This window comes from Colwellia sp. 20A7 (assembly GCF_009832865.1).
Taxonomy (GTDB): Bacteria; Pseudomonadota; Gammaproteobacteria; order Enterobacterales; family Alteromonadaceae; genus Colwellia.
The window spans coordinates 73,798-99,088 of the sequence record NZ_CP047130.1 but is presented as its reverse complement, the minus strand read 5'-3'; the positions used below and the strand labels follow the sequence as shown (position 1 = coordinate 99,088).

Annotated in this window: 20 protein-coding genes and 1 riboswitch; of the genes, 11 read left to right on the top strand and 9 right to left on the bottom strand. The window is 35.4% G+C overall.

Translation table 11 applies throughout. From position 1 onward, the window contains the following. Nucleotides 1–2 precede the first annotated feature (2 nt). The 4 genes from cas3f to GQS55_RS00430 all read right to left on the bottom strand — a co-directional run bounded on the left by cas3f (nucleotide 3) and on the right by GQS55_RS00430 (nucleotide 5,713). The gene (cas3f, locus tag GQS55_RS00445) at nucleotides 3–3,398 is read right to left on the bottom strand and encodes a type I-F CRISPR-associated helicase Cas3f (protein ID WP_159816905.1); all 3,396 of its coding nucleotides are present in this window, start codon (nucleotides 3,396–3,398) and stop codon (nucleotides 3–5) included. Next, complete coding sequence (cas1f, locus tag GQS55_RS00440) at nucleotides 3,395–4,399, bottom strand: type I-F CRISPR-associated endonuclease Cas1f (protein ID WP_159816903.1); 1,005 nt, start codon at nucleotides 4,397–4,399, stop codon at nucleotides 3,395–3,397. Before cas1f ends, cas3f begins: the two co-directional genes overlap by 4 nt. Nucleotides 4,400–4,528: 129 nt before the next feature. Beyond that, a complete protein-coding gene (locus GQS55_RS00435) occupies nucleotides 4,529–5,371 on the bottom strand; it encodes a WYL domain-containing protein (RefSeq protein WP_159816901.1) in 843 nt (280 codons plus the stop codon). Nucleotides 5,372–5,512: 141 nt separating this feature from the next. Further along, nucleotides 5,513–5,713, bottom strand: coding sequence for a helix-turn-helix domain-containing protein (locus GQS55_RS00430; protein WP_159816899.1), 201 nt, complete (start codon nucleotides 5,711–5,713; stop codon nucleotides 5,513–5,515). 151 nt (nucleotides 5,714–5,864) lie between these two features. Here GQS55_RS00430 and GQS55_RS00425 point away from each other — a divergent pair, with 151 nt between their 5' ends. From GQS55_RS00425 to GQS55_RS00415, 3 genes are read left to right on the top strand one after another with little or no spacing between them, the layout of a single operon-like run. After that, nucleotides 5,865–6,107: a hypothetical protein gene (locus tag GQS55_RS00425; protein WP_159816897.1), complete on the top strand. Its 243-nt coding sequence runs from the start codon at nucleotides 5,865–5,867 to the stop codon at nucleotides 6,105–6,107. Next, nucleotides 6,094–7,257, top strand: coding sequence for an Arm DNA-binding domain-containing protein (locus tag GQS55_RS00420; RefSeq protein WP_159816895.1), 1,164 nt, complete (start codon nucleotides 6,094–6,096; stop codon nucleotides 7,255–7,257). The genes GQS55_RS00425 and GQS55_RS00420 overlap by 14 nt, the downstream gene beginning before the upstream one ends. Continuing rightward, nucleotides 7,257–7,601 carry a hypothetical protein gene (locus GQS55_RS00415; RefSeq protein WP_159816893.1) on the top strand — a complete coding sequence of 115 codons (345 nt, stop codon included), beginning with the start codon at nucleotides 7,257–7,259 and terminating at the stop codon, nucleotides 7,599–7,601. The genes GQS55_RS00420 and GQS55_RS00415 overlap by 1 nt, the downstream gene beginning before the upstream one ends. 256 nt (nucleotides 7,602–7,857) lie before the next feature. On the opposite strand, the gene GQS55_RS00410 is transcribed toward GQS55_RS00415, so the two are convergent. The 5 genes from GQS55_RS00410 to GQS55_RS00390 all read right to left on the bottom strand — a co-directional run bounded on the left by GQS55_RS00410 (nucleotide 7,858) and on the right by GQS55_RS00390 (nucleotide 14,585). After that, nucleotides 7,858–8,157 (bottom strand): HigA family addiction module antitoxin, encoded by a 300-nt coding sequence (locus tag GQS55_RS00410; protein ID WP_159816890.1) that lies wholly within the window; start codon nucleotides 8,155–8,157, stop codon nucleotides 7,858–7,860. A gap of 11 nt (nucleotides 8,158–8,168) precedes the next feature. Next, a complete protein-coding gene (locus tag GQS55_RS00405) occupies nucleotides 8,169–8,375 on the bottom strand; it encodes a hypothetical protein (RefSeq protein ID WP_159816888.1) in 207 nt (68 codons plus the stop codon). Nucleotides 8,376–8,519: 144 nt separating this feature from the next. Beyond that, nucleotides 8,520–11,675, bottom strand: coding sequence for a site-specific integrase (locus GQS55_RS00400; RefSeq protein WP_159816886.1), 3,156 nt, complete (start codon nucleotides 11,673–11,675; stop codon nucleotides 8,520–8,522). Further along, nucleotides 11,672–13,990: a hypothetical protein gene (locus tag GQS55_RS00395; RefSeq protein ID WP_159816884.1), complete on the bottom strand. Its 2,319-nt coding sequence runs from the start codon at nucleotides 13,988–13,990 to the stop codon at nucleotides 11,672–11,674. Before GQS55_RS00395 ends, GQS55_RS00400 begins: the two co-directional genes overlap by 4 nt. Further along, on the bottom strand, nucleotides 13,983–14,585 hold the full coding sequence (locus GQS55_RS00390) for a hypothetical protein (protein ID WP_159816882.1): 603 nt from the start codon (nucleotides 14,583–14,585) through the stop codon (nucleotides 13,983–13,985). The genes GQS55_RS00395 and GQS55_RS00390 overlap by 8 nt, the downstream gene beginning before the upstream one ends. A gap of 795 nt (nucleotides 14,586–15,380) precedes the next feature. After that, nucleotides 15,381–15,467, top strand: a riboswitch (cyclic di-GMP riboswitch). A 306-nt stretch (nucleotides 15,468–15,773) separates the two neighbouring features. Here GQS55_RS00390 and GQS55_RS00385 point away from each other — a divergent pair. Genes GQS55_RS00385 through GQS55_RS00350 form a run of 8 tightly spaced genes read left to right on the top strand, consistent with a single transcriptional unit; the run spans nucleotide 15,774 to nucleotide 24,525 of the window. Then, the gene (locus GQS55_RS00385) at nucleotides 15,774–16,400 is read left to right on the top strand and encodes a MotA/TolQ/ExbB proton channel family protein (RefSeq protein WP_159816880.1); all 627 of its coding nucleotides are present in this window, start codon (nucleotides 15,774–15,776) and stop codon (nucleotides 16,398–16,400) included. Beyond that, nucleotides 16,400–17,158, top strand: a complete 759-nt coding sequence (locus GQS55_RS00380; protein ID WP_159816878.1) for an OmpA family protein — start codon at nucleotides 16,400–16,402, stop codon at nucleotides 17,156–17,158. The genes GQS55_RS00385 and GQS55_RS00380 overlap by 1 nt, the downstream gene beginning before the upstream one ends. A 22-nt stretch (nucleotides 17,159–17,180) precedes the next feature. Beyond that, on the top strand, nucleotides 17,181–17,612 hold the full coding sequence (locus tag GQS55_RS00375; RefSeq protein WP_159816876.1) for a hypothetical protein: 432 nt from the start codon (nucleotides 17,181–17,183) through the stop codon (nucleotides 17,610–17,612). Then, nucleotides 17,612–20,485 (top strand): hypothetical protein, encoded by a 2,874-nt coding sequence (locus tag GQS55_RS00370; RefSeq protein ID WP_159816874.1) that lies wholly within the window; start codon nucleotides 17,612–17,614, stop codon nucleotides 20,483–20,485. Before GQS55_RS00375 ends, GQS55_RS00370 begins: the two co-directional genes overlap by 1 nt. Then, complete coding sequence (locus tag GQS55_RS00365) at nucleotides 20,482–21,414, top strand: hypothetical protein (RefSeq protein WP_159816872.1); 933 nt, start codon at nucleotides 20,482–20,484, stop codon at nucleotides 21,412–21,414. The genes GQS55_RS00370 and GQS55_RS00365 overlap by 4 nt, the downstream gene beginning before the upstream one ends. Before the next feature lie 21 nt (nucleotides 21,415–21,435). Continuing rightward, nucleotides 21,436–22,272 carry a hypothetical protein gene (locus GQS55_RS00360; RefSeq protein WP_159816870.1) on the top strand — a complete coding sequence of 279 codons (837 nt, stop codon included), beginning with the start codon at nucleotides 21,436–21,438 and terminating at the stop codon, nucleotides 22,270–22,272. Nucleotides 22,273–22,274: 2 nt separating this feature from the next. Then, nucleotides 22,275–23,027 (top strand): hypothetical protein, encoded by a 753-nt coding sequence (locus GQS55_RS00355; protein WP_159816868.1) that lies wholly within the window; start codon nucleotides 22,275–22,277, stop codon nucleotides 23,025–23,027. Between the two features lie 52 nt (nucleotides 23,028–23,079). Then, the gene (locus GQS55_RS00350; RefSeq protein WP_159816866.1) at nucleotides 23,080–24,525 is read left to right on the top strand and encodes a hypothetical protein; all 1,446 of its coding nucleotides are present in this window, start codon (nucleotides 23,080–23,082) and stop codon (nucleotides 24,523–24,525) included. Nucleotides 24,526–25,291: the final 766 nt, after the last annotated feature.

Sequence of the window (25,291 nt, the reverse complement as noted above, 5' to 3'; positions counted from 1 at the left end):
TATTAACCTCCTTTCTTATTTACTTTAACTAACCCAAACTGGTCGTTATATTCATACTGTGCATTTTCACGCTCTACCATATTTATCTCCCCATAACGCAATGACACTCGTTTTCGCGTTGCTAACCAAGGTTCACTGATGTAATTTGCTAATAACTGTTGGTAATTACGTTCAAACCATAAGTTTTCCTGCTGTTGTTCTGTTAATGCTACTTGCTTAATATTGTGTATATTTTCTCGATTGATAGCCTGATAATTTATATCTAACAAAGGTTTACCTGCCCCATCTTTTTCAGTGAAATAACAGGTATCTTCATTCTCGTTATAAAACAAGAATAAATTAATGCTCGGCTCACTTTTTCTAAAAGGGGTTAATACTTGCGGTAAAGCTGTTAAGTACCATGTTTCAGTTAAATAACCTTGTAAGGTGTTTGCGCCAAATGCAGAAAAGTTTGTGAGTTGTTGCGCGGTTACCTTATGCTCCATAAACGCTAATAACTGCTTATCTGTTTGGGTAGGTATTTTTATCCTAGGAATGGCATTTAAACTTTTGTTAATACGTACTTCATTCACTAATTTATTAAGGTTGTGGCTGTGTAGTGTTTTAGCCCAACCATCTTCATAACCTGGTTTAATGAAATACTTACCATCTTGCTTATCATTAACCTTAAATGCCTTAAGGTTATATTGCATTACACCAATATTGGCTAATGCAACTTCTTCCGATCTATGTCGGCGTACACGCCCAGCTAGCTGTACAATGGAGCGATAAGATGATGGTTCAATAATTGCCCAATCAAAATCATGATCTCGCCCGACTTCTTCAACAGGCGTTGCCACTAAAATAAAGAGTACATTGTTAATACGGATATTATTTTTAACGCATGACTTTTTTGCACATAAGTCGAGGTGATTGCGGATAATGGGGTTGGAAAATGCTTGTTGAGGCTCTCCAACTTTTTCTTTTCTTTTTAATACGGCATCAAGGTGCTTTTCTTGTTCATGGCGCAGTAACAATACTTGTTGGCTATGATATGCCATTACTTTTACTTGAGTATCTTGCGGGTAATCGGCTTGTAATAAGTATTTGGTTAGTTCTACACAAGGCGAAATATTAGCTACGCGAACAACGCCAAATGAAACCTTGATTGCTGTTTTATCATCAATACTATGATGCTGTTGATGTTTAGCTAAAATCGCTCGCTTTACGGTTGAAAAGTAATGAGATTGTTTACTTTCTTCGGTTTCATTTTCAGAGGGTGAAACTTGCTCTGATAATAATGGACAAGGAACAATGTCGGCTTTACGTATAGCGACCTGTTTATTTAGGCTGTTAACACGTTTATCTATAAAGTTGCTGTGATTAGCTTGGTATTGTTCAAGGGCGTTATGACTTTGTGTTCCGTTGCTTTGTATCACATTGATGCTATGAACGTGTGTGGTAAATTCGTCTATCCATGCGCAACCTATTTCAGCTTTTGATGCGTCTCGACTTTTGGTAAATATTTGCCAGCCTTTTTGGTAAGCATTGAAATAACCTAACGCTAAATCTGGTGGGATAGTTGCCGATGAAATCATTACTTTTCTACCTAACATGCCTGCTAAGTGAATAAGTCTGCCGATTGCAATTAAATCATCACCAGTAAAATCATCTATTTCATCAATAACAAGATCAGAAGACATTAACCGTAGACTAGGCAAAATATAGCGTCCGCCACGCTTTGTTTCTGTTGCCGCCATTAAGTGGTCAATGGTGCACGCCAGCACTGGCGCATATAAAAACTGTTTATCTTTAGTGCATGTTAATACGGTACTTAGCCCTTCTTCAGGTATTTCACAATCATAATCAATAAATTCATCTAATAAGGCTTCTTGGGATTCAGACCCTAACACCTCGTCAGTAATTTCATCTTGTTTAATTTCTCGTTGATTATGCAGTTCAGCAACCGCCCTTGAGCCTATTAATACCGCAAGGTCTTCATTGGTTAAACCTATTCGGTCACGGTATTCATCACCTGTTTGCAACGTTAATGTACGTAACCCCAGCGCAAGAATATAACGTAAGCTTTTGCCATCAGACGATAACGTACGCATAACCTTAGCGTTGGCAAAGGTTTTACCACAACCTGTACTTGCCATGTTTACCGCGAAAAAACCTGATACTTTTTTGTCTTGTTGTGTTTTCCAGTCATTAATTTTAGTGACAGCTTTATCTTGCCATTTGAATGCTGTGGGACTCGCTTTTCTTAATACTTGAATATCGGTTGCAGCGGGTGGTTCTTTTTCAAATGTGGGTAATAAATGTGCTGTGTCTAAGGCGTTTTTTGCCACGCCTACCAAGTGTTCATCAAGCTTTTGCTTTAGCTCGCGGGTATTTCGGTCAGTATTAGCGAATAGTCCTGTGCTATTTTTCCAATTTTTGGCGGCATCTTGTGATGAATAAAAGTGATCACCTAACATTAAACACAAACGCGTATGGTGTAATACCAAACGATAACTACCGTCTTTCATCGCTGATTCAAGTAAAGGTAAATTATTTAGTAGGCTAGTTGCCCAACGTTTTATTTTTTGAGTCCACTGTGTTGATTCGGATAACAAACCATTAGGAAATTCAAAACAATATTTTACGCGTTTGTTGTATTCTGTGGGGTCTATTTGGTTTTCATATCCCCATTTTTGAGTTATGCGTTTGAGCATTGAAGATAAGTCAGGCGATTTTTCATCACGCCAATCACTTTTTATATATGGTAAGCGATGATGAGATACAATTAACCAAGCTAACAGTTTGGCTGCGTTAGGTAATTTATCTAACGGTTTAATGTTTTCAACTTTAATCGTTGCTTTTAACTGTGATTCAGTAAAACCGTTTTGCGCTAACTCGGTTAACCATGTTTCATCATTTTGACTATTTACTAAGGCATTAAGTAATAAAACAGAAATCCATTCATGCCTTAACGGATCACCTTTAAATTTATTTTTACTGTTAGGATTTAGCTTCTCTTGAAATAAACGAGACGCTTTTCCCCAATCATGAAGTAGCGCTGAAAGTGCTGTGAGTGATTTAATTAACGGTAGGTATTTCCAATCATTTTCTATTTCACTGTTTAACAAGTTTTTTCTCGTACTATTTACAGGCACTATGCCCTGCTCATTAAACTTACTTTTATTCCCCACTACCCAAATAAACTGGCTACGTGATCTTGAACGTATCCAATGACAACTTACCGCAGTGCTTTTACTTGCCGTTTGGCGCAGCATTCGCTTTACGGTTAATAGGCCATCTTCAGTGATGATGGTTTGCCACGTGTTATCACCAATGCGGTTGGCAAACGCATCGAGTACACGACGTGTTTTTTTCAGTGCATTCTTTTCACACTGGCTAACAAAAGTGACCATCATAGTGATGTGCTCTCGTTGTTAATATTATCTTCATTAACAAACTCAGCTAAGGCTATTTCTTTTACTTTATCAAACATGAAATCAAGTGATTTGTGGTCGGTAAAAGCTTGTAATATTTGCTGTCTAAATTCTTGCTCTGTGGCATTCTCTTTGGCGCAAATAAATGCCCACGGTAGAACGAGTGTGTCTTTTATTAAATCGGCAACGTCAAACACTAATGCGCCACGTCTTGTTTTGCCATGCATTACGGCAAAGCCATGTGGAATGCCTAACACCCATAAGGTACTAGCGGCTAAGCCGTAAGCGAGGTAATTACCGTGATTTAAAAAGTCGTTAGCAAGGTCAGTAGAGTCATGTTGACGTTTAAATGATGCTGTGCCAGTCGCGTTGACGGCAAATTTATAAAGCGCTTTGGTAAGCTGTGCTTCGGTTAATAGTAATTCACTTTGTTTTATGGCTTTTTCAGTACGTTGATTAAACGTAGCAAGCGCACTTTCTAAACCTGATAGTTCAAAACCGTTTTGCTTGAGGTCTTTGTCTTTTTGCCAAATTCTAGTTAGGTATTCAATGCGTGCGTTTTGAATCATTTTGGCGGCTGTTAAGCGTTTTTCATCATCAAACCAAAAGCCCATCCAACCTTGTAAATATTCAGTTGGACGGTATTCACTTTGTGGTGTTAACCACTCTATTGGTTGTTCGACATCATTTGCCATGTACAGTGGTGTGCCACCACCACCGCTAAAGCCAACCATTACACCTGCTTGAGCAAGCATTCGCATGGCAGCTTGCGTAATTGAAGTACCATTACCCAATAGGATTACGGTAGTATTGGCGATAGGAATATTGAAATATTGGTTTTCTTGGCTTTTGTTCGCCATGCTTTCAGTAAGGTATAAAACACGTCCATCTTTTTGCATAACCCGACAGTATTCAAGATAAAACATATTCGCTCTTTTTGAGTGTAATATACTTTTTAAATCCGATGACTTTAATGTTTCCATATTTCCTCTACCGATTCATAAGGCATACCAATGATTATTGGTTATTTATTTGCACAACATTTTTTGGTTAACCTATATTAACTATTCAGATTTTTTGCTCAATACTGGTATTTATAACATGTAAACAATTTATACAGGTTTTGGTAAATAAGGGGTTATTGCTTTTCTGCTTTCTTTAGTTAGTACTATTTGTTGTTCTTCAGGGGTGTTTTTGTAGCTGTCGAGGTGTAATCGTCGAAGTAAATAATTCACTAACGCTGCACGAGTTGGAATGGTTTTTTGGCCTTGCTGCATTTGAAAGTCTTGTTCTATTATGCGTCTTTGTGAGTCACTTAATCTTGAGTCGGCTTCGATAACAACATCAACTATTGTATTCCACCTTTCATCTTCTGCTGCATTATGTGTTGCTTTGCCTTCAAACGTTGCTTCACCATTAAACCGTGATAAAGTGAAATCTCTGAAGGACGAATTTTTATTACAATAAGCTCTTACGTGCCAGCGTAATCCGTCAAATATTAAGGCATGTGGTTGTATTATTCGGTCTAGATAATCAGGGCTAGAAAGTGATATGTAACCAATATCTATTTGTGATTGTTCTCTTATTGCTCTGAGTATTGGTCTGATTTGCAGTGGATTGATATTCCGTAATGGCGCTTCAACTTCTATAATACTGCTAGTAATAGACTCATTTATATTATCAGTCCGTTCGATTGCAGTTAAATATTGTGAGAGTGATTTGAAGTTACCGTTGGTGGCAAAATTGTTATTAAAGTCGTCTGTTGCTACATAAGCTTTTTGCGAGGCATCATATTGTAAAGCTTCAGGAAATACATTCCTATATTCCTTTAAGATATGACTTGCCGCTTGTCTTGATAATTGAAACTTATTGCTGATATGTGTCGCGTTTATTTGTCCTTCCCAACCAACCACGTTAGTTATAAAGGTAAAACGCTGATTATTTTCTTTTGACATATCCGTACTTTAATACCATCCATTGAGTAGATACATTTTTACCGCGTAAAAAGACTAAAGGCAATATAAATTTATTTATTGGATAAATCTTAAAATACTTTATTGTTCATAAAACCTGCAGATTTAAAACTAACTATCCTTTTACTTGATTTTCTCAAACAAGTCCTGAACTTCACAATTAAACAAATCGCAAAGCTTATCCATTGCTTCAAGATCTACACGCTGTGCAGTTTCTTTATATAAAAGCGTAATGGTATTTCTGTTCAAACCAGTTTCACGAGCCACATCCATTACTTTCATTTTATGTTCGCCCATCAATCGAGCGAGATGACATTTAATCACTTTTTGATACCTCAAGACTCTTTTTGTCACTTTAAATGACAAAAAGTGTTGTTAAATTGATTTTAACTGTTATTATGTTATCTAGAATGACATTTAATCTTATTAAACGTCATTTATTCTCTTAGACTAACACCTGAAAAAGGAAACTGCTATGAATAATGAAACATATCTAACCACCGAAGAGCTGTCACAAGTGATGAAATACGATGCACGTACTATTCGTGAGCGTTTAAAAGACTCTGTACTCATTGAGGGCATTCACTATATTCGCCCATTTGGAGGCCGCAAAATTTTATATCTTTGGAAAATGATTCAAAAAGATATGGCCAAAGATTCGATATCCTCATTATCAATCCCAATGGCTAATGGGGGTATTGCTCATGGCTCATATTAGAGAACGAAAAGAAACTGGAAAGCTGTACTTTGACTTTATATATCAGGGAGTTCGCTGTAGAGAACAAACAGCTCTAGTAAGTACGCCAGCAAATATGAAAAAACTAAAAAAGGTACTAGACCGCATTACAGCTGAAATTTTATTAGCACAGTTTGATTATGCTCAGCATTTTCCTAACAGTAAAATGTTGGAAAAGTTTAAGAAAAAAGAGGAAAAGCTACAACAATATATTAATGGTACCCCGACATTTGAAGATTTTTCAGCCATTTGGTTTTCTGAAGTATGCGTTACTTGGAGTAAAAGCTATAAACATACGATTGATTTTATTCTTAAACGCCGGTTGCTTCCTTATTTTGGCGATAAAGATGTCGGCCAAATCAAGAAAGCTGATTTAATGCTATTTCGCACCCAACTGACCAAAGTAACGTGCGAAAAAGGTAATAGTTTCTCAGCTGATTACATTAATAGACACATGAAAGTGTTAAGAATGATATTTACTGAAGCGGCCGACAGGTATGATTTTACCTCACCATTTCGTAATATAAAACCATTAAAGAAAGATAAAAAAGATATTGAGCCTTTTACGCTAGAAGAAGTTAATTCAATTGTATCAACAGTACGTAGTGATTTTAAAAATTATTATGTAGTACGATTTTATACTGGTATGCGATCAGGTGAAATTCATGGACTTAAATGGCGTTATATAGACTTTGAACGTCGTCTTATTTTAGTACGTGAATGTTGGTTAAAAGGGGAGTCTACCTATACAAAAAATGATGGTAGCCAACGTGAAATACAAATGTCTCAACCGGTATTTGATGCATTAAAACGACAGTCTGAAATAACAAATAATACTGAATTTGTTTTTGCTACCAATATTGGTACTCCGCTAGGAGATAATGTCACTAAACGTGTATGGCACCCTCTTCTTAGGCATTTAGGCCTTCGAGCTAGAAGCCCGTATCAATCAAGACATACTGCAGCAACTTTGTGGCTTGCTAGTGGTGAAAATCCTGAATGGATTGCTCGGCAAATGGGGCATGCCAATACCGAAATGTTATTTCGAGTTTACTCCCGGTATGTACCTAACTTAACTCGACAAGACGGTAGTGCTTTTGAACGTTTAATTAACTCTACAGGTGATTTCTAATGGATATTATTAATGGACACTTTAAAATTAGAGAATACAATCAACAAATGTCACGGTTCAATAATGAAATGATAAAATTGAACGGCAACTTAATACAATTAAAAAAGCGATTAGTTAGTGAATCACGTGTTTTGTCATCATCACTATGCTTGCTCTTGAATATTGTCGAATATGAGCATAATGTGGCGCATTTATTGGGTGTTAATTCAGCTAATAATCAAGAAGCTATTTGTGATTGGGCATTAGACAAATTAGTTGACGCGGGATTTCCTTATGAATCTTGTCCACTTAAAAAGTTAGCAACAATGTTAGAAATTGAGCTTAACCGTTTGTTACTTAATTAAGTGAATCATGACAGGAAGCGAAGATTACTCACTATAATAACTGCGCTGCTATTTTTATCAGAGCTCAATTAGCTCCGTCGATATTTTGATTTAACGTCATAGATATCGTTACAAGGTTTAGTAGCCTACTTAACCAATATGCACTTTTTGCATATTGGTTAATACGGATAGCGGAAAACTTATATTTTACTCAATCTCTTTATAGTAGCTTTAACTAATTAATTGATTAAAAAAGTCATAAAAGAATCACTCCTTGTTAGCCAAAAGCATACATTGGCTCAGCTTCAACCTTTTCATTTCGCGCCATATATAAATCATACGACTTTTGAATATTTAACCAAAATCCAGCACTAATGCCTGTTGCCACTTCCAGTTTTTTTGATAAGGATATCGAAACAGATGTTTTGCCGTTAGCAAATAAAGATACTTGCTTGCGACTCATATGTAGAAATTTAGCGGCTTGTGTTTGTGAAATATTATGGCGAATTAATATTCTTTCATTAAATATTAAGCCAGCATGTTTAACAGGTAATTTATTACTTCTAATTAAGGTCATATTGCCTCCCACTAATTGTATTCATTTAAATAAACATCGTGAGCATTACCGCCAGCGTACAAGCAAGTTCCACTACCAATAGACTCAATGTTATTCGCTTTTACTGTCACCGACCAATTATTAGGTTTGTATTCCTCTATTTGGAATCCACCTGATAATGCAACATTACCTTCTCTCCATAACTGCGCTAATACTTTTGATTTGAAGTTAACAATCACCTAATTATTCCATATTATTGTTTTCATCAATCATAACGTGCTACCTGTTACGCGATAAGGGACAGCAAATAACACATGCTTTAAAATATTTTAATTTAATAGCTTAAGATGCTTCGTTAAGAGACCATATAGATGAAGTTTAATCTATAACATCATCATTGCCTCTAATTCTTCAGTACTTAATTCACTGATAGCAATAATATGCATGACAAATTTAATAGTGTTGACTGAGTACTTTTTCCATTCATTTTGCGCTACTTTTTGTGGTGCTTGCTTCGCTAATAAATGTAATTTCACTTGTCCATTTGGATTCCGTTTATCTTGAGTAAATTCAGTATTGAGTTCCATCTTGCAGCCTTTTACTGCTTTTTTCCAAAGTTTAATATCTTCTTTTTTAGACGCATTAATACGCACATACCATCGATTTTTAGGGAAATAAGACATAAAAGTCAGGAATAATGTTAATAACTTATAATGCCTGAATAATATGTAGCTACTACTTGTATTTGTGCGACAAAATATCACTCTACAAATATCAAACACGACTTTTTTTCTTTCTGTTGCTTTCAACTCTTTAAATTTAACTCTTAAATTATTACGAAATAAGGATATTTCATCAATATCAGCTTGCGCAGATGGCAGTGGTGTTAATAAAGCATTAGGTCTATTTGAAGTAATATGACGCGATTTATTCTTCGGGGTTACTATAGCCTTAATTAATTCTGCTTTTTCAATCCAGTCCCTTAATTGGCTTTGTTCTATTGAATATAACCACCTTAGATACTCGGTACTTTTTCCTTTTTCAACCAAAATTAATAGTTTTAAAATTTGATCAAAAGGTTTGGCTTTGTGACTGTCAGATTTGGTGTAATTAATAAATGTTGGTGATTCTTTAATAACAGTTTTTTGATTACAACAAAAAGGCTTTTTATGTACTTTTTTAATTAATAGTTCCTGTATCTGGTTAATTCTAATTGTTTTATTACTTTGAGTTAATGGCATTAATGAACGCTTACTTAAGCCCGATATATTAACTATTTGATCTATATGCAGTTCTTGTTCATTCATATTTAAAGCACAATATGTCATAAAATCAGTAAAATGAAAGTAGCTATTGAATGTCACCTTTGTAGAGCTATGCCCAGCTAATGCAGCAATGGCGTTATATTTTTTTAACTTATTCTCGCCAAATAATTTTGAGCTAATTAACGCTATTTGCTTATCATCATAGGGGATTATATCATTCTTGAATATGCTCAGTTTTTCACCGACATTAAATTCATCATAATGAATTAAAAGCTGTAATCTTGAAAGTGCTGAATGTCTTAAGCAATGAAAAACAAATAAGGTCAATTGAGATATTTGTTTTAGTACTTGAGATACTAAGTTTGAAACCATGAATTTATCAATCGGTGACGCTTCATTTATAGCAAACGAAAATAATAACCTATTAGAGCCTTTTTTTAATGAATCGATAATATTGTTTGTAATTAAGTAATTTTTAAATATTGCTACTTCATCTGGTGTAAGTAACGAAATTAGTGGTATTTTTCGTCTTGCCGCGGCAGACTTATTATTATCAAAAACATTATCTCGGATAAATAGCCAGCCATCTGATGAGTATTCAAAATCAGATCGTTTTAATTTTAGAACTTCTCCAAGTCTAAGCCCCGTTCTATAAGCTATAATAAGCAGGGTCGATATCAGTAACCTTTCTTGGTTAGTTGCTGTTTTGCATTGGTTAATTGAGCCTAATAGAGACTTAAACATTGATTCTGGTATAAATGATGCTTTAACGTGAGCAACAGATACATCATTACTTTTTGATAGCGTCAATAACTTTGGAAAATTGTAATGAATGACTGCAAACTGATGTAAATCAATTAACCTTCCTTTATTATAAGATCGGGTTTTTTCTGATGTAGCTAATTCCAACATACCTAAATATAAATTTTCAAAGAAAGTATAAGGCTGTTCTTCACTAACTTGTTCTGCATGTATTATCCATAAAGCACCTATAGCTGAAAAATAGCGTACAGGGGTGTTTGGTGACTTTTTAGCTTTTAGAAAAGTTAACAGCCAATGAACGAGTATTTTTTCATGCAAGGCTATATTAACCGCATCTATATCCAAGCATTCTGTAATATTCCTTATTATTTGTTGATGACTTAGCTTCTTTTTATTCTTATGTGTAGTTAATGCCCCCTTTAAATCGGCTATTAAGCCAAATTTAGATCTTACCGGCTGTGCTTGTATTTCTTTTACATCATTATCACCTAAGCTACTTTTAAAATTTGATAACGAATCAAGTTCAATAATATCGTGACTTTCACCTATTTTATTCCAATTGCTATCAGGTAAAGAATAAGACATATTTCTTTTTGTCATGTATTCCACAATAGCTTCGGGACAACGAACGTTTGGTTTAGTTTCACTAATAGCAACAGCGCCCTGACAAATTTGTCTTTCAGATAAAAGTACACCGCTATTAAGTTTAATATCATTTGAAAGAGTCTTCCAAAATTCACTTTTATCTAAAATATCAAACACTTTAGCGTTATTCAAAAAGTTACAAATGAAGGCTAACGTAATAGTTGTTAGGTAAAAACGGGTAGTAAGTATTTCTTTACCATCTATTTTATTATTTGTTGAAAAAGGAAATTTTATTTTATTGTTTTTATGTGTTTTCACATAATGTTCAGGGGAGATATTTAGGTTGATCCAGTAGTGATTTCCTTTCTGATGTATAGGCTTCTTTTGTTGAAGACTGGTCAATAACGCATTTATGTGAAGAGGGTCATTTAAGCCCGAATGAAACATGGCACTATAAATACATCTTGTTAGCAGTTCTGTGTAATCATTAGACTTATTGATATTTATTAACCAATTTGACTCAAATATCTGTAATATTTTAGCGTTAATAAACCAGGTTTTATTTTTGAAGGGCTTTTCTCGACGTAAGAAATTAATATGCGTTGGTATTGAAACCGACCAGAGTTCTTGTTTTGTACCCAAATCGACAGCTTTAGCGATTTTGTTATGAGCAATGGTGAGATCTTTCTTACCTGGCAAGTCACTAATTAAGCCTAAATAAAATTTTTCCCATTGGGTTATAAAATTATCTAATGATGGCTCAGGAAGGAAAGCTTTAGGAAATAGCTTTTCAAAAAGATTTATCCCCCTACGGATAGCGTTTTTATTTTGATTTTGTCGATTTACTTTGCGTTGTTCTACACCAACAGAGTCTTCTGAGAGCGATTTTGTAAAAGCTTCCTTTTTCAGAAATATTATTGGATTCATAGACCAGACACCACCTCAAAATTTAACTCTTCGAGTATGCTATCAATTACCACGGATAATGCTTTAAAATCATAATAGCTTAGCCCTGAATATCTCCCCATTGCTTCAGAGCCAATATCATCATGTCCCATAAAATGATAAATGACAGGTGCTGAAATATTGAATTTCATCAATGTACTTCGCATATAGTGACGATTCCAATTCAATTGCACCGGAAATTGTGTATCCATGCAAGGTTTTATAGTTTTAGGGGAAACTTCCAAAATTTTATTGTCATTGGAAATTAAAAATAGAAAGTGTGATGTATCATTTAGCACACCATCAATTCTCTCAGCTATATTAGTCGCGCTATATTTGACCTTGAATTTCAATTGAGCGAGGTGATTTCGATATTCATCTAGCTGTTGTATTGCCATGTTGGGTAATACAATAATTCTTGCCGATTCACGATCTCTATTTTCTTTGTCTGATATCCAATATTCATTTGAGATGAAATTAATATCACTGAACTTTCCACCAGTACCTGTTACCGCTCTATAGCCGCTTGCCATTGTTAGCATTTTATAAATATAAAAAACCAATTCATTATGAAGCTCTTTTACATCGACATGCATCGATAAGCTTAATTTTTTAAGTTCTTTAAGGTGATAAATATGCTGCTGGTTTACTTTGATTATTTCACTGTTCTTAAGCATTAACGGAGAGCCAATACTATTACCTTTATTTAGGTTTAACGTAGTATTAGGTACTAATAAGTCGAGATGCTTTGCTGGTAGAAGTTTGTTTAAATGGCCAACAAATAAATTCAAGGTTGTGTTTATTTGTTTCTGCGTTATATGAACATATGGAATAGCACTATCTTGACGGCTAGTTGTATGGCTAATAATCTCAATAAGGACAGGATCAATATTTTTATCTTTACAAAAATCGATAAAGTAACAAGCTAAACGCGAAATACTTAAACGAGTGTTAAACTTTTTATTTACAGCTGTTAAATATTTTTGTACCTCTTCTGTAGTGGCAATAGATAATATTTTTGTTAATAAGGAAGATAGTTGTTCTGGTAAATAATACTCAACATGATCACTTACCGCTGTAATTAAATGCTCTACAGCTTTTTCTTGCTTAAAGGTGCTGACTGTATGTTTTATCTTTATCTTCCAGCACTCTGTTTTTTTATCATATAAGAAACGTGTTTTTCGTTGCTCTTGCATTTCTTCTATTTCGGTTACCGATCGACCAAATAAAACACAAAAAATCAAAGTTTTCGCAGTATTAAAATCATAACTTTTGTTGGTTAAATCATCTAAAACACATATTAGTAATATGGTAACCTCATGCGCGCTTAGTATTTTGTAATCACAAGAAAGCGATTGATTTCTCATGCTGAGCCTATCTACTATATTTTTTGCTTTCATCGCTCTACGAGCTTGTTCTGTCGGTTCAGACGAGGATTTTTTTATAATGATAGATGCTTGGACTTTTTCAGCTATATTATTTTCTTCTTCGGTATTCCAATATCCCCTGAGTTTACTGTTTTCTTTAATCTCACTTTTTAAACGATGGACAACGTAGCCTTCATCATCTTCATCTTCTCTTTCTTTAGCTGATAAAACTATAGTAGTTACAGTGCGCTCAGCGTCTCTTCTTTTATATTCCTTTCCGCGGTTAAGTTCATAAGCATCATTAAACGAGACAAAATAATAAGATAAAAAAGACCTAATACTCTTAATAACATCTTCGTTCCGTCTTCCCTCATTAAGTTTATTGATGAGTATTTTAAGTTCATTGACACAGGGATCTGGTAAATGCGGAAGCAACTCATCTCTTTTGCCGAGACTCAACTGTCTGATTTCACTTAAAATTGAATGAATCGCAGAGTTATGTTTTCCCATTTTTGCTAATCGTGTAACACAAAGAAGCACTAACAATTTATATTGATTATATTTTTCCGTATTGTATGTCCGTGACTTTAAGGTAGATGAGATAAAAGCGCAGGCATGATATTTTATGAGCATGCCTTTTTTTCTTAAATCTGTGTTAATTTCTTCTATTATATTAAGTGCCAAAGCATTTAAATTTTCTGGTTCGTTATCTTCGCCAATGTATAACTTTCGATTTACGATATATGGTAATATTTCATGCTTAATTGAAGCTATTTCAGTTGAGAATATTTGTGCTAGTTTTGGCGTTACCGCTAATAATAGAGACTCTACATGCAACGCTAAAACTGACTTTTCATCAGCATTTAAATATTTTGGAAGTATCTCAGTTATAAAATTAAAACTAAATTCTGGCTGTTTTTTGCTAGTCATTACTTACACCCATACTCAACTCTACTTCTATTGATGGTTTAAATGTTGAAGAAGTGGACTTAACTATTTTTTCCTTGGCGGGTATATTTGATATCGCATGAGCCAACAGACTTCGATCCTCGTTGATAAAATATGAAAAGTCATGCTGAGTTAGGAAGTTTTTATTAAATAATTTTTGACACATATTATTTGGTAATAACTGTTTTAACTGCGGCTGTATGAGAGCAATATCGTCAATAAACCTAATTGATGTTGAAATATGTTTAAAAAACTGCACCCAAATTAGGGATTCAATTAACTTATCATCAACAACTTCTTGTCGATGTATAATCGTATTTTTGTTTAGCATTTGTTTAAGTGTTTTCGATGTTAATCCTAGATCAAACAAAGGTGAAAAAACTTGTAGCTCACCTGTTTCTTCATTTAAAACCCCTTCCAATTTGATCGTTTTTTCTATTAGTTCAAGAGTTGATTTTGATAGTTTTCCTGTTGGGACGGTTAAAATTAAATTATCAATAAGAGATAAAACTTCTTGTGCCTCGCGGTGGATAGTGACTAACTTTATCTTTTTTTTGCTCTTAAGAAACGATGCCATTTATATTATTCCTCTAGACCATAGTGCTTTAAAACCTTGAACCTGCTTATTATATAGATGAATGTGTTTTTCCGATCCCGCAGGTGGCACGATCACATTGCTTTTATTGGTACTATTAATAGAACTAGTCTGTGTTTTTGTTAACATGAATGAAACTCTTCGTAATATAAAAATATACAAAGATGGTACCTGAATAAATTCATTCAATTATTTGGTAGAGAGGGCTTTTTTCGCTCTCTAATTATTTAACTTTTGTGTGTAGTGATATAGAAGTGGATTTTGGTGATAAAGGTCTAATACTTTATCCGCTGGCAAAATAAACTTACACATCATGCAGATGCTGATTTGGGTTGGACAATGGGGCTAACTTGTTAAGTTAACCCTAAGTGTTTTCGGCTGATATTTTTGGGTCATAGTAGTTTGATTTGAGCAATTATCACTCAACTAACATTAATCACAGCGGACTAAACCCAAAAAGTCATCATAGTTAACAAAAATTTCCGTCCTATCTACAGGGAGCTGAGCTTATGACTTCATCAAGTTTTGAAATAGCAATACAATTGGGTAGAGTAGCCTAATTTCATGTGTGACTTTACTGTAAAAGGCTTTCAGCTTAATCAGTTAAGTCAATTCCAGTTAGGTTACCCTTAGAAAAGCTTAACCATTCTATCAATTACAGAGTATTGGCTGATAATCATGGTGTTTAAATTTATGAAATACAACAAAGGTAAGTTATTCGCTCTTACTAATTGAAATATAAAGAGTTTACTTTGCTGAAATAATCAGTTACATTTATCTTAACAAAGGCAAGTTGTTTGAAAAGGCAATGTCGCAAAACTTCCGAGCTAAAGATTTTAAATCTATGCTAGCGGGGTTGCTCTCAATTCCAGTATAAGATGTAAATCATCTTCTTTAGGGAAAGCTCAACGAGAATGGACGCACGACAAATCTAATGTCAACCAACCTGCTTTATGTATTTAATAAATTAAACTATCTATATTTTTTGGATATAAACCTAGTTTTTTACTTGGTATAAATTTTTTTACAAAACATTTAACGTTGTTCTTCTTGATTTACAGAGTCAAATTCTAAGATCAGGTTTAATAAGTTTCCTAAGGTGCAGTTACCAAACTCATGTTATGTACCTATAAACTTGGCTATTAGCGTTAACACACTGCAGGATATAGTATGTTAGACAAAAGTTATATCGAATTGGGTTTGGTTGTTTTTGGCTCATTTGTTTTATTTGCACTTCTCCAGTGGTCAGTTAAACATCTTAAGATAAAACACATCTGGACGATACATACAGGTATTGGTGTGCTAGCCGGTTGTGTCATTCTATTGTTCTTACATACGACATTAAGTGATGGCACATTACGAGCATTTCTTGTTGGAGATAATGAAGTTTTTCTTTGGCCCTTAACTATTCAGAACTTAATGTGGGTTGTTTTTTGTATCACTATTATGATGCTGTTTGCTGAATCAAAGTTAGCCTCACTTGATAAAGACAAAGAAATTCATTCGCTTGACAATCATATAGAGGGTCGTCTAGAGCCAGTTCGATATCTTATTTGGTTAATACCCACACTCGGTTTTTTAGGAACTGTAGTAGGTATGTCATTTGCATTGTCTTCTTTAGCTGATACAGAAGATTTAAATTCTGCTATTAATGATGGGTTACTACAAGAAGTTATGACCAATTTAGGTACTGCTTTCTATACCACAATACTTGGCCTAATTATGAATGCTATTTGTGTCGGGGTATTAAGTCTATTGGTGTTCAAACACAAACAAGTCCTTGCAGAGCGCCAATAATGAAATCAGAATATTCAATATTCTCAGTTGCACTAATCGATTTATTCGCGTCAGCCATGATGGCCTTCATGATATTAACCTTTATGTTGCTACCGAAAATTTCATTTACATCTACTATTGAGGCACCAAGCGACAAAGTAGATATAGCAGGGTTAAAGCAAACAATTTCTTCTAAAGATGCACAGATTGAGGCTTTAGCGGCTCAACTTGCCCAAGCTAAAGCTGCTTCGTCATCCGATAGTACAAATGTATTATCACAAGTAAATGCTCAAATGAAAAAGCAGTTATCTGCTGTTAAGTCCCTTTACAAAGAAGATTACAGTATGAACTTGCCGCTAATGTTTGATGGAAACCAGTGGTACATTCGTCCCGAAAATGTTGATATTTTAAATATGATGGGGCGAGAAACAGCCATCAATGGCGCGAAGGTAACACTGATTGGGCATACCTCAGGTGAAGCTAAGACTAAAGGGCAAGAATGTTTAAACCTAGATGAACATGGTGACGTTAAAAGCTCTCGCGTTAAAAGTATAGCTCCTATTGGTCAGGTTTTTAAACGTTGCTTTAGAGGTAAAGAGTGGAACTACTTCCTATCAGAGCGAAGGGCAAATTCAATAAAAGAGTATTTGATTGCCAAGTACCCTATTGAATCTGAAAGAATACAGGTTTTTGGTTTTGGCTCTGATGAGCATTTAACAGGCATGGCTGCCGACGATTCACGAAATCGTCGCGTAGAAATTAAATATGAAGTGGAATAAAAATAATTTAAAAGGGTTTAGAATGAATACAGTTTCAAAAGTAATATTGGCATTGTTGCTGTGCTTATTGGTTCAATCGGCTAATGCCATTGATTATGTTAAAACTGAAAAAGCAGCAGCCTTAATTTTATGTAAAAAATCACCTGCTACTTGTATCCCTTATAAAGAATTTAAGGAAATAGAAGTAAGTTCAACATTTATTGTTGATGGTGTTGAGTTGCCGGTTGATGCAGTAAGAAATGAAGCACAACAGTTGGCAATGATACCGGCTGGCTTATATATCAAAAAAGATGGTTCTGTTGCCGAAATAGCTGGGGGACGAACTGAAAGTGTTGTAACTCAATCTTCTGCGGTTGAGAAAAGCAAAGTATTACCAATCAAAACATTTGCTACGCCTCCACCAATTAGCGGTAGTAATAATCCAATTATTATCAAAACGAGTAGTGATGATTAATGTTTAAAAAAGAGGGTTTTTCAAAAGCTAATCTGTGGGCTGTATTATTACTCGTATTATCGTTTTGCTACCTGCTATTTGAACTAGCATTTAACAGTCGAATAGTCGACGGTGCCTCAGGCAGTTTTGATGCATTAATGCTTGAAGCTCTAGAATACCAAGGTCGCATTTTATCCGGTATAGGTATTACATTACTTTTGTTACGCTTAATTACACCAGGAAAAACCAAAGCATTCACTCAAAAGGTATTATTGTTAAGCTTTTTCGGATTTACATTAATGTTTTTTGGTCAAAAGGTTTTGATCGATACCTTAGTTAACAATTCATCCGAAAGCGATCGCGTTGATGCAATGCACATTGCACTGCTTAAAAAAGGTATTAGCACAAACACTATCCAAATAGATGATATGGAAGTGCCAGCCGATCAAGTCGATACGCCTGCAACAAAGGCCATGTTATCAATTGTTGGCGCAATGGTTTTTAATTCCGAAAGCTTTATCTCCCACTTAAAATCCAGTGTTCATAACATTATTGATCAAGTTTCAGAGTTAGATGCGAGAAAAACATTTCCTAAAGCTTATGACGGTTATAAAGAGTATCAGGAAAACGTTATTAAGGGTTGGGCAGATTACGCTGCTGGAGTTAATGAGTACAATAGTGCCAAGAAAAAAGTGCACATTAATGCTATTTACAAAACAGATGAGATCTACTTAGCGGCGGCAAATGAATTTACCAGTAAACAGGCAAAATTAAGTAAGCAAGAACGTATTCGCAAGTCACTCGAAATAAAACGAGCGGTAAGTGATTATTTTGAAGCGAAAGATAAAGCTGACAAAAAATGCACAGGTCATTATGTTACGAATGAAAAGTGTCATATTAAGATAGAGCAAGCGTACCGCGATACCGTATTAAAGCAAGCAGGTAGATATGTCGCTCCGGATCATTGGTGTTATCCGCCTGAAAAGAAACGTATGACTGAAACAATCAGAGGTCGCTCTCGCTCTGTTGTTAAAACGGTAACTGATTGCCACTCAATGAGCCGAGACTACATTGAAGATAAAATGATGGCACTTATGTCTGGTGGTGAAACTTTATCATTTTTGGATAATATAAAAGTTGCAGACGCCGTTAGAAATGAAATATCAAAAGAAGGTGTTCAATTACCGTTAACTTGGACCTTACGTGAAAAAGATACATTAATTGAAGCTATAGAGCAAGCAGGCTCAATTCAAATTGAACAGCAATACCGAGAGTCTATTACCTTTAATGTTGGAAAGTACCTGCCACCAACATTAACGCAAAAGCAATTTGTTAATCATTCGGTGATCCAGTCACCTTTGAAAGAGCAGCTCCAATGGAATAAATCAATGAATATCCCGCTTGATTTATCCCCTGAAGTGTTTTTACAAATAATCCATAAACCTAAGTATATAGAGGTTTATTTAGAGCAAAAACAAGAGCTTGAAAAAGACGGGCAATATTTTGGTGATGGAGAACAACTAGAAGAGCGAGGTAAATCTTACTATCGAAGTATTGTCGTACCGCCATTAGCTATGGGCTTTTCTTTATTTTTTGGTCTGCTTAACTTAATGGCATTAATTCGTGTATTAATGTCCACGAAAATTCGAAAGCCTATCTATGCTCAACTAAGTGCTACAACATTAATGGTGGTAATATTTGTAGTCATCCCGTTCACATTTCCATCAGAAACCGTAAAAAGTAAAGCCTTTAAATACTTTGATGCTCAGTTAAGCAATGACTACCATGCAGCATTAGGAAAACTAAGTGCTTGGGTTGTTGATACACAACCTATGGTATATCCGATTGGTCATGCTATTACAGGTTTAGTTAAACAAGCCGAAGTAGAAGAAACATTAAAAGCGTATTTATACGAGCCTCCTATTCATGGCAAGTCAGTTGTAGTTGAAAATGATGAGGAGGAGGACTTTTTATCTTCCGAAGAAACGTTTGAAACTAATGAAAAAGAAAATAGTGCAATTGATCAGCAAGAATTACCTAACGATACTGAAAGATCCTCAGAAATAGTAGCGCCTGAAACTCCACTAGCTGAAATCACCTTTAGTCGTCAATCTGAATCAGATGGAAAAGCCCATGCCTATTCTAAACAACTTGTAAAAAATGCTTTTGAGAACATGCAAGGTGTCATGTTTGATATTTCACCTATCGGTGTACCAAGTGATGAAAAATGGGTTATATACGACAAACCTAATTTTAATGATGATATTTGCATACCGGGCAGACGAGAGTATGACACCTTGCGCAACATCACCGTATCACAGTGGCGTGCTGGTTTTCATGGTACATGTAAAGCAGGAAATGGCATGTTAGAGCGATTACCTTCGCTTGCAAGTTATTTGCGCAATATTAAGCAGAATCGCACCGCGCCATTAATAGTGAGCTTGCAAGAAGACATCGCTGGTGAAGTATTCTGTAATCGTTATGTGTCGCTAATTGAAGATGTAACGAACCAAATTGGCAATAACAACATTATTTTCTCTACACCGTCAATTAGCGTTCTGGGGTGCTTTAACAAACTCAGCTCACAATACATGACAGCATTTGAAATGCCTTTATTTAGTGATTCACCAACAGCTTTAAAAGCAAAAAATCACCTTTGGATGACGAGGGCTGAATGGGGACGATTAAAACACGCTGAAAAAGGTGGAAAACCAACACTTAACCGAGTTGATATTAGCGATTTAAATACTCTGATAGAGCACCACCCTTTCTTAGATGCTCTGCTTGTAGACACATACTTATACAACGATAGCGTTGATAGAACGCTTAAAAAACACAACAAAATACCGTTTTTGATGAGCGGTAATTTAATAAAAGGACAGTTATTGCAATGATAAAACGCATGATATTTGCCGCAACATTATTGTCGGTTTCTGCATCAAGTTTCAGTGCTAGCACTAATGCTAGCTTTGAGCGGGGTGCTTTAACAACATTTCAGAAAAGTGCTTGGGATTCATTTGTTTCAAGTGAAGCGGCTATTTTTGGTTGTGAATACCAAGATGATCCTCGCTTAACCGAAGACTTGGACGCGACACTCAAAGCGCTAGCAAATAATAAACCGATGGACCCTATCATGGTGACCTATCGTACGTTACAAAACATGGGGCCAAACACCCGCGCTTTGATAACCAATAATGTTATTGTTGCAAGCATGGAATGTAGGCCAGTTTATGCGACAGAAACTGCCTTAATTGGTGTGCCGGTTATCCCTTTTGAAGAAGCGTTGACTATTTTACATGATGATTTAGCTAACTATGGCGACATAGAGCGAATTACGCAATTAACCAATACCTTTGTCGTTGCTGGTATGGATCCTCGGTGGTTTTGGTCTTTCTTTGTCACCGATAAAGCCCACATGGATATGCTTGGCTTTGATTTTGATACATTAGCAAAAATTGACCATGTGCTTTCAGGGAATATAGAACCAAAAGAATACAGTGCTGACAGTTATAACTTGTTATACAGCATCCATAAAAACCTTCATCATTACCCTGTTAAGTTTTTTTCAAACAGCGGCGAGTGTGAAGAAACCTCAGCCGAGCCATCAAAAGAGTTAATGGTGTGGCCAGAATTAACCGATGCAGCCATTAAGTCCTTCTATAACGTTCATAACATAAAACATAAAGGTAAGTGGACAACCAAAGGCAAAATCGAAAAAGGCGCTGTCAGTCTTTATCAAGAAAAACCTATCGATAACCCAGACGTACCGCACTTTAACGTATCTCGCGGACTAAAAATCTACTCAGCAGAATGCCAATCTTAAGGAATAAACATGTTTAAAAAAATGATACTGATAACCCTATCTTTAATGCTGTCAAATAGTGTCTATGCTAAAATTTGCATGGATGATCCTCGTATGTTCACCATTAAAACCATATTAGAACAAGCAACCGATGGTACTTCATACAAACCAATGAAGTTAACACCCACGACATTTTTAATGCTTACACCTCCTACGCGCAAGGCATTGGGAGATAATATTGTGGTGTATAATGACGAGTGTATTCCGCAACAAATTTTCAAAGGTCAATTACCCCGTAAAATTGAGATGCCTTATGAAGACTTGTCATATGCCTTGCATATGTCACTTATTCAAAACGATGCAAAAACAGCCAATGTTATTTTTAATAGTTTTGTCAGTGCGCCCAAAACAGCCAGTGAAATTGTGCCAATGATTTATGCGCTTGAATGGCATAATAAGGCGATAGAAAATTTGTATAGTCAAGGTATGTTAGAAAAACGCGGTATGTCTTATTTAGGAACAAACGCTAACAAAAAGAGGTTATGCGAATCTACGTTAAGCCATTTAACACACTTGGAATTGTTTACTGCCTTGGGTGGGAAAACAACAGAACAAGATATTACAACCGTAGAATTAGAATCGACACATATTTCTCTGCAAGCACGAAATTCTTCAGTTTATACAGAGAGATTCCAAACAATGGATAAAAGTGAAGAGGTCACTTGTAACCCATATAATGTTAATCGAATCCTATCAAGTATAAAAACGGCCAATATTGATTTGCAAGAAGTACGGTTATTACAATATTCCCCGGGATTTTTTAAAGACTACGACAAAATGAAAAAGGCAAAACAAGCAGCTTCTTCAAGCGGTATTTAATAATGAAAAAGAGCTTTATTAAATTAAGTGTAAGTATTGTTGGTATTGTCCTGATTACCTTATTTTTTATTCAATATAAAACAGAGTATGCTATTACAACGCAACTTAATAAAGCGGTAGCGCAGCAACTAGATTATAGTGAAATGCAAGCCAGTTTTTCTGGTGACAAAATTGTATTTAAAGACGCAACGCTTAAGAGTTTTGAAGCCAGTGCAGGTGAATTTAACTTTACAGCCGAAAGGTTGACGTTAGATGTAGATTACACCAATGCTTTGCTACGTAACTTCCAAGTAAAAAGTATTAAAGCTCAAGGCGTTTCATTAGTTTTTGATTATGCTGGCGAGGGTGATTCGAATATTCATGATATTCAAAAAAATCTGCGTAATTACATCAATACACGCAAAGCTGAAAACAAACCATCTGTAGATTGGGATGTTTACACCATCGAAATGCGAGATGTAACTGTTGAATTAAATGATTTTCAATACGGAGGAATTGGCACGTTTACTATAGATAATATTACCATTCCACACGTTAGCTCAAAATATTCAGGTAGAAGTAACCGTGACATTTTGTTCTTGGCTGTAGCGAAAGAGCTATCTAAACAGTTTATGGATGACCAAATACGTGGTGACTATGACAAAGGTAAGTTCACCCGTTTTATTGCCCGCGAGGCAAAGTCTGAAATGGGGGATTTTTTGCAGGTATCCAAAAACAAAATGGGTAATAAACTTCGTTCATTATGGAAAAAATGAATAACCAGCAAGCAGCCCCTGCAACCGAAGATAAAACATAAAGGAATTAACGATGCATTCGACAATTAAGAGTCTAATTATTGGTACGGGCTTGGCTTGTTCTATTACTTTATGTGGTATTACCGTCGCGAATGCTACTTCTCAAAGTCAAGTTCCTGAATCAATGTTCAAAAGTCTAGCCACAGCGTGTGGTGATGTTTCAACGAATGGTCGTGCAATATCCTGTTTGGGTAGCCAGTTAATGCTTTATACAAGTGCATTTCAAATTATGCGCTATGGTATGTCTGCTGCAACTGGCGGTGAAACTCATCAGGAAATGTCACTAATAGGCACCTTGTACGATGCCCATTGCGCATTGGATTTAATGAAATCATACAATAAAAAGCTTGGAACAATTGAAAATGTGTACAACCGATCTAAAACGAATGGCAACATAGATTCAGCTAAATTTATTAATGAAGGGTGGAATGAATATACCGACAGAGCAAATGGTATAGACCCAGAAACCCTTAAGCCAAATGGTCCACAAACTAAAGACTGGAAAGAATACTACGCTCCTAAATTTACTTCTTATTTTATAAATAAAACACCTTTAGCTGTGTTACGAGGAGCTGGCTCAGGTTATGTAAAAGAAAAGCTAGACCATACAAAGGGAAGCAAAGTAAATCCCGACGCAGTTGTTGGTGGTTTTGTCGATAGTTTATGCCAGAAAAAAGTACAGGCGGGTATGATGAAAGTTGTTACAGGCAAGAAATCAAGCGGCCTCGCTTGGATAACTGACTCTGTGTTCTGGGACAAAACTGTAGATACAGAATCGAAGGCGAATAATTCATTATTGTTCGCAGATGCCGCTTATAAAGCATCACACGAAGGTGTGTCAGCGTTAGATGATATTGTTGATGATATGACCTCTGATATTAGAGATGAAATGGCGCAATATGGTCATGCCGAAAAGATAAAAGCAAACAAGATAATTGGAATGCTTAAGTCATTAGTTGGTGCTGGCAATAAAAATAAACAACCTAGTCGTTTAGGCGGACTTGACATGAATGCCCCATTATCAGAGAACCTATCTGCTCAGTCACCTGTTGTGAAACAGTTTGGTGGTAAGCTAGAAAGAATTATTGAACAAGGTAAGTTCTTCGATCCGAACAGTGCTGTTGGAAAGTACGTAACACAACTACAAGTATTTAAAAACTTCATGAGCCAAAGCGACACTATGGTTGTAAAAAATGAAAATAGCTCAGCCTTAGCTGGAAGTGTAAATAAAACCATAGATAAAGCACAAGAAGCTGTCGAAACTTTTGAAGATAAATCGCAGGAAATACACGAAAAAACAGCCAACAATACTGATGAAGTAATTATATCAACACCCGGTAAGGTAGTAGAAAAATCTACTGAAGAACTTTCATTCTGGGATAAAATACGTAATATGAAACCATCAATGGATGATTCGAACAAAAATATTAAAGAGAGTGATGAGACTAAAGATGATTAGTTATCTTCACATATGGGCGACTATACGTGCTCTATAATATCATTACCGCTTAAATACACAGATTAATTATATGCATTAACATCACAAGTTCAGAACAGTAAATAATAATAGCCAAAATCGTATCTTTTCAACTTTAATTGTAAATCCTTGTTAAAAAAGGGAGATTAACATAATTGAATTTTAAGTTCTAAAAATCATTGTTAATAAAACTTAAAAAACACATTCATTCTTTTATTTGCCGACCATGTTCCATGTTACCTCACGCAGTACAATTTTGTATTTTAGATCCAACGAGTGCAGGAACTAATTTTCCATATATTAAAAATATCCCTTATAAACGTAATACTGGGCGAGACCTTACTGCAACTCTTGACGAGATTATAGAAGATATCAATCGCTCATATCTTGACATGAACACACAGCGGTTAGTTAATGTAGACCCCAAATACCCTCAAGGAGCTGATCTTAGCTTGTTTAAATCCTTAGTGTCTCTACGTTAGGGCTCTCCCTTATTTTAGTTTTACATCCACTACGGCAGTATAGCTTTTCGAGAAATAGTCAAAATATAGGAGGTCATTTCTGTTGCGATTGTTGTACGACAATATTACGGTGTTTAGCTTTGCACATTACACGATTGTATTTACGACATAATCTTAATGCTATTTTTTCAAAATATTGGCGCAGTTTTTATACGAATGTGCATCTTCGACCAGTAGTAGTATTGCACGGGGGTTACGACATTTGGTAATTGCTCACATATAGATAT

What these genes read in the sequence shown, in the direction of transcription:
- cas3f (WP_159816905.1), bottom strand. Translation starts at nt 3,398, where the DNA reads ATGATGGTCACTTTTGTTAGCCAGTGTGAAAAGAATGCACTGAAAAAA.
- cas1f (WP_159816903.1), bottom strand. Translation starts at nt 4,399, where the DNA reads ATGGAAACATTAAAGTCATCGGATTTAAAAAGTATATTACACTCAAAA.
- GQS55_RS00435 (WP_159816901.1), bottom strand. Translation starts at nt 5,371, where the DNA reads ATGTCAAAAGAAAATAATCAGCGTTTTACCTTTATAACTAACGTGGTT.
- GQS55_RS00425 (WP_159816897.1), top strand. Translation starts at nt 5,865, where the DNA reads ATGAATAATGAAACATATCTAACCACCGAAGAGCTGTCACAAGTGATG.
- GQS55_RS00420 (WP_159816895.1), top strand. Translation starts at nt 6,094, where the DNA reads ATGGCTCATATTAGAGAACGAAAAGAAACTGGAAAGCTGTACTTTGAC.
- GQS55_RS00415 (WP_159816893.1), top strand. Translation starts at nt 7,257, where the DNA reads ATGGATATTATTAATGGACACTTTAAAATTAGAGAATACAATCAACAA.
- GQS55_RS00410 (WP_159816890.1), bottom strand. Translation starts at nt 8,157, where the DNA reads ATGACCTTAATTAGAAGTAATAAATTACCTGTTAAACATGCTGGCTTA.
- GQS55_RS00400 (WP_159816886.1), bottom strand. Translation starts at nt 11,675, where the DNA reads ATGAATCCAATAATATTTCTGAAAAAGGAAGCTTTTACAAAATCGCTC.
- GQS55_RS00395 (WP_159816884.1), bottom strand. Translation starts at nt 13,990, where the DNA reads ATGACTAGCAAAAAACAGCCAGAATTTAGTTTTAATTTTATAACTGAG.
- GQS55_RS00390 (WP_159816882.1), bottom strand. Translation starts at nt 14,585, where the DNA reads ATGGCATCGTTTCTTAAGAGCAAAAAAAAGATAAAGTTAGTCACTATC.
- GQS55_RS00385 (WP_159816880.1), top strand. Translation starts at nt 15,774, where the DNA reads ATGTTAGACAAAAGTTATATCGAATTGGGTTTGGTTGTTTTTGGCTCA.
- GQS55_RS00380 (WP_159816878.1), top strand. Translation starts at nt 16,400, where the DNA reads ATGAAATCAGAATATTCAATATTCTCAGTTGCACTAATCGATTTATTC.
- GQS55_RS00375 (WP_159816876.1), top strand. Translation starts at nt 17,181, where the DNA reads ATGAATACAGTTTCAAAAGTAATATTGGCATTGTTGCTGTGCTTATTG.
- GQS55_RS00370 (WP_159816874.1), top strand. Translation starts at nt 17,612, where the DNA reads ATGTTTAAAAAAGAGGGTTTTTCAAAAGCTAATCTGTGGGCTGTATTA.
- GQS55_RS00365 (WP_159816872.1), top strand. Translation starts at nt 20,482, where the DNA reads ATGATAAAACGCATGATATTTGCCGCAACATTATTGTCGGTTTCTGCA.
- GQS55_RS00360 (WP_159816870.1), top strand. Translation starts at nt 21,436, where the DNA reads ATGATACTGATAACCCTATCTTTAATGCTGTCAAATAGTGTCTATGCT.
- GQS55_RS00355 (WP_159816868.1), top strand. Translation starts at nt 22,275, where the DNA reads ATGAAAAAGAGCTTTATTAAATTAAGTGTAAGTATTGTTGGTATTGTC.
- GQS55_RS00350 (WP_159816866.1), top strand. Translation starts at nt 23,080, where the DNA reads ATGCATTCGACAATTAAGAGTCTAATTATTGGTACGGGCTTGGCTTGT.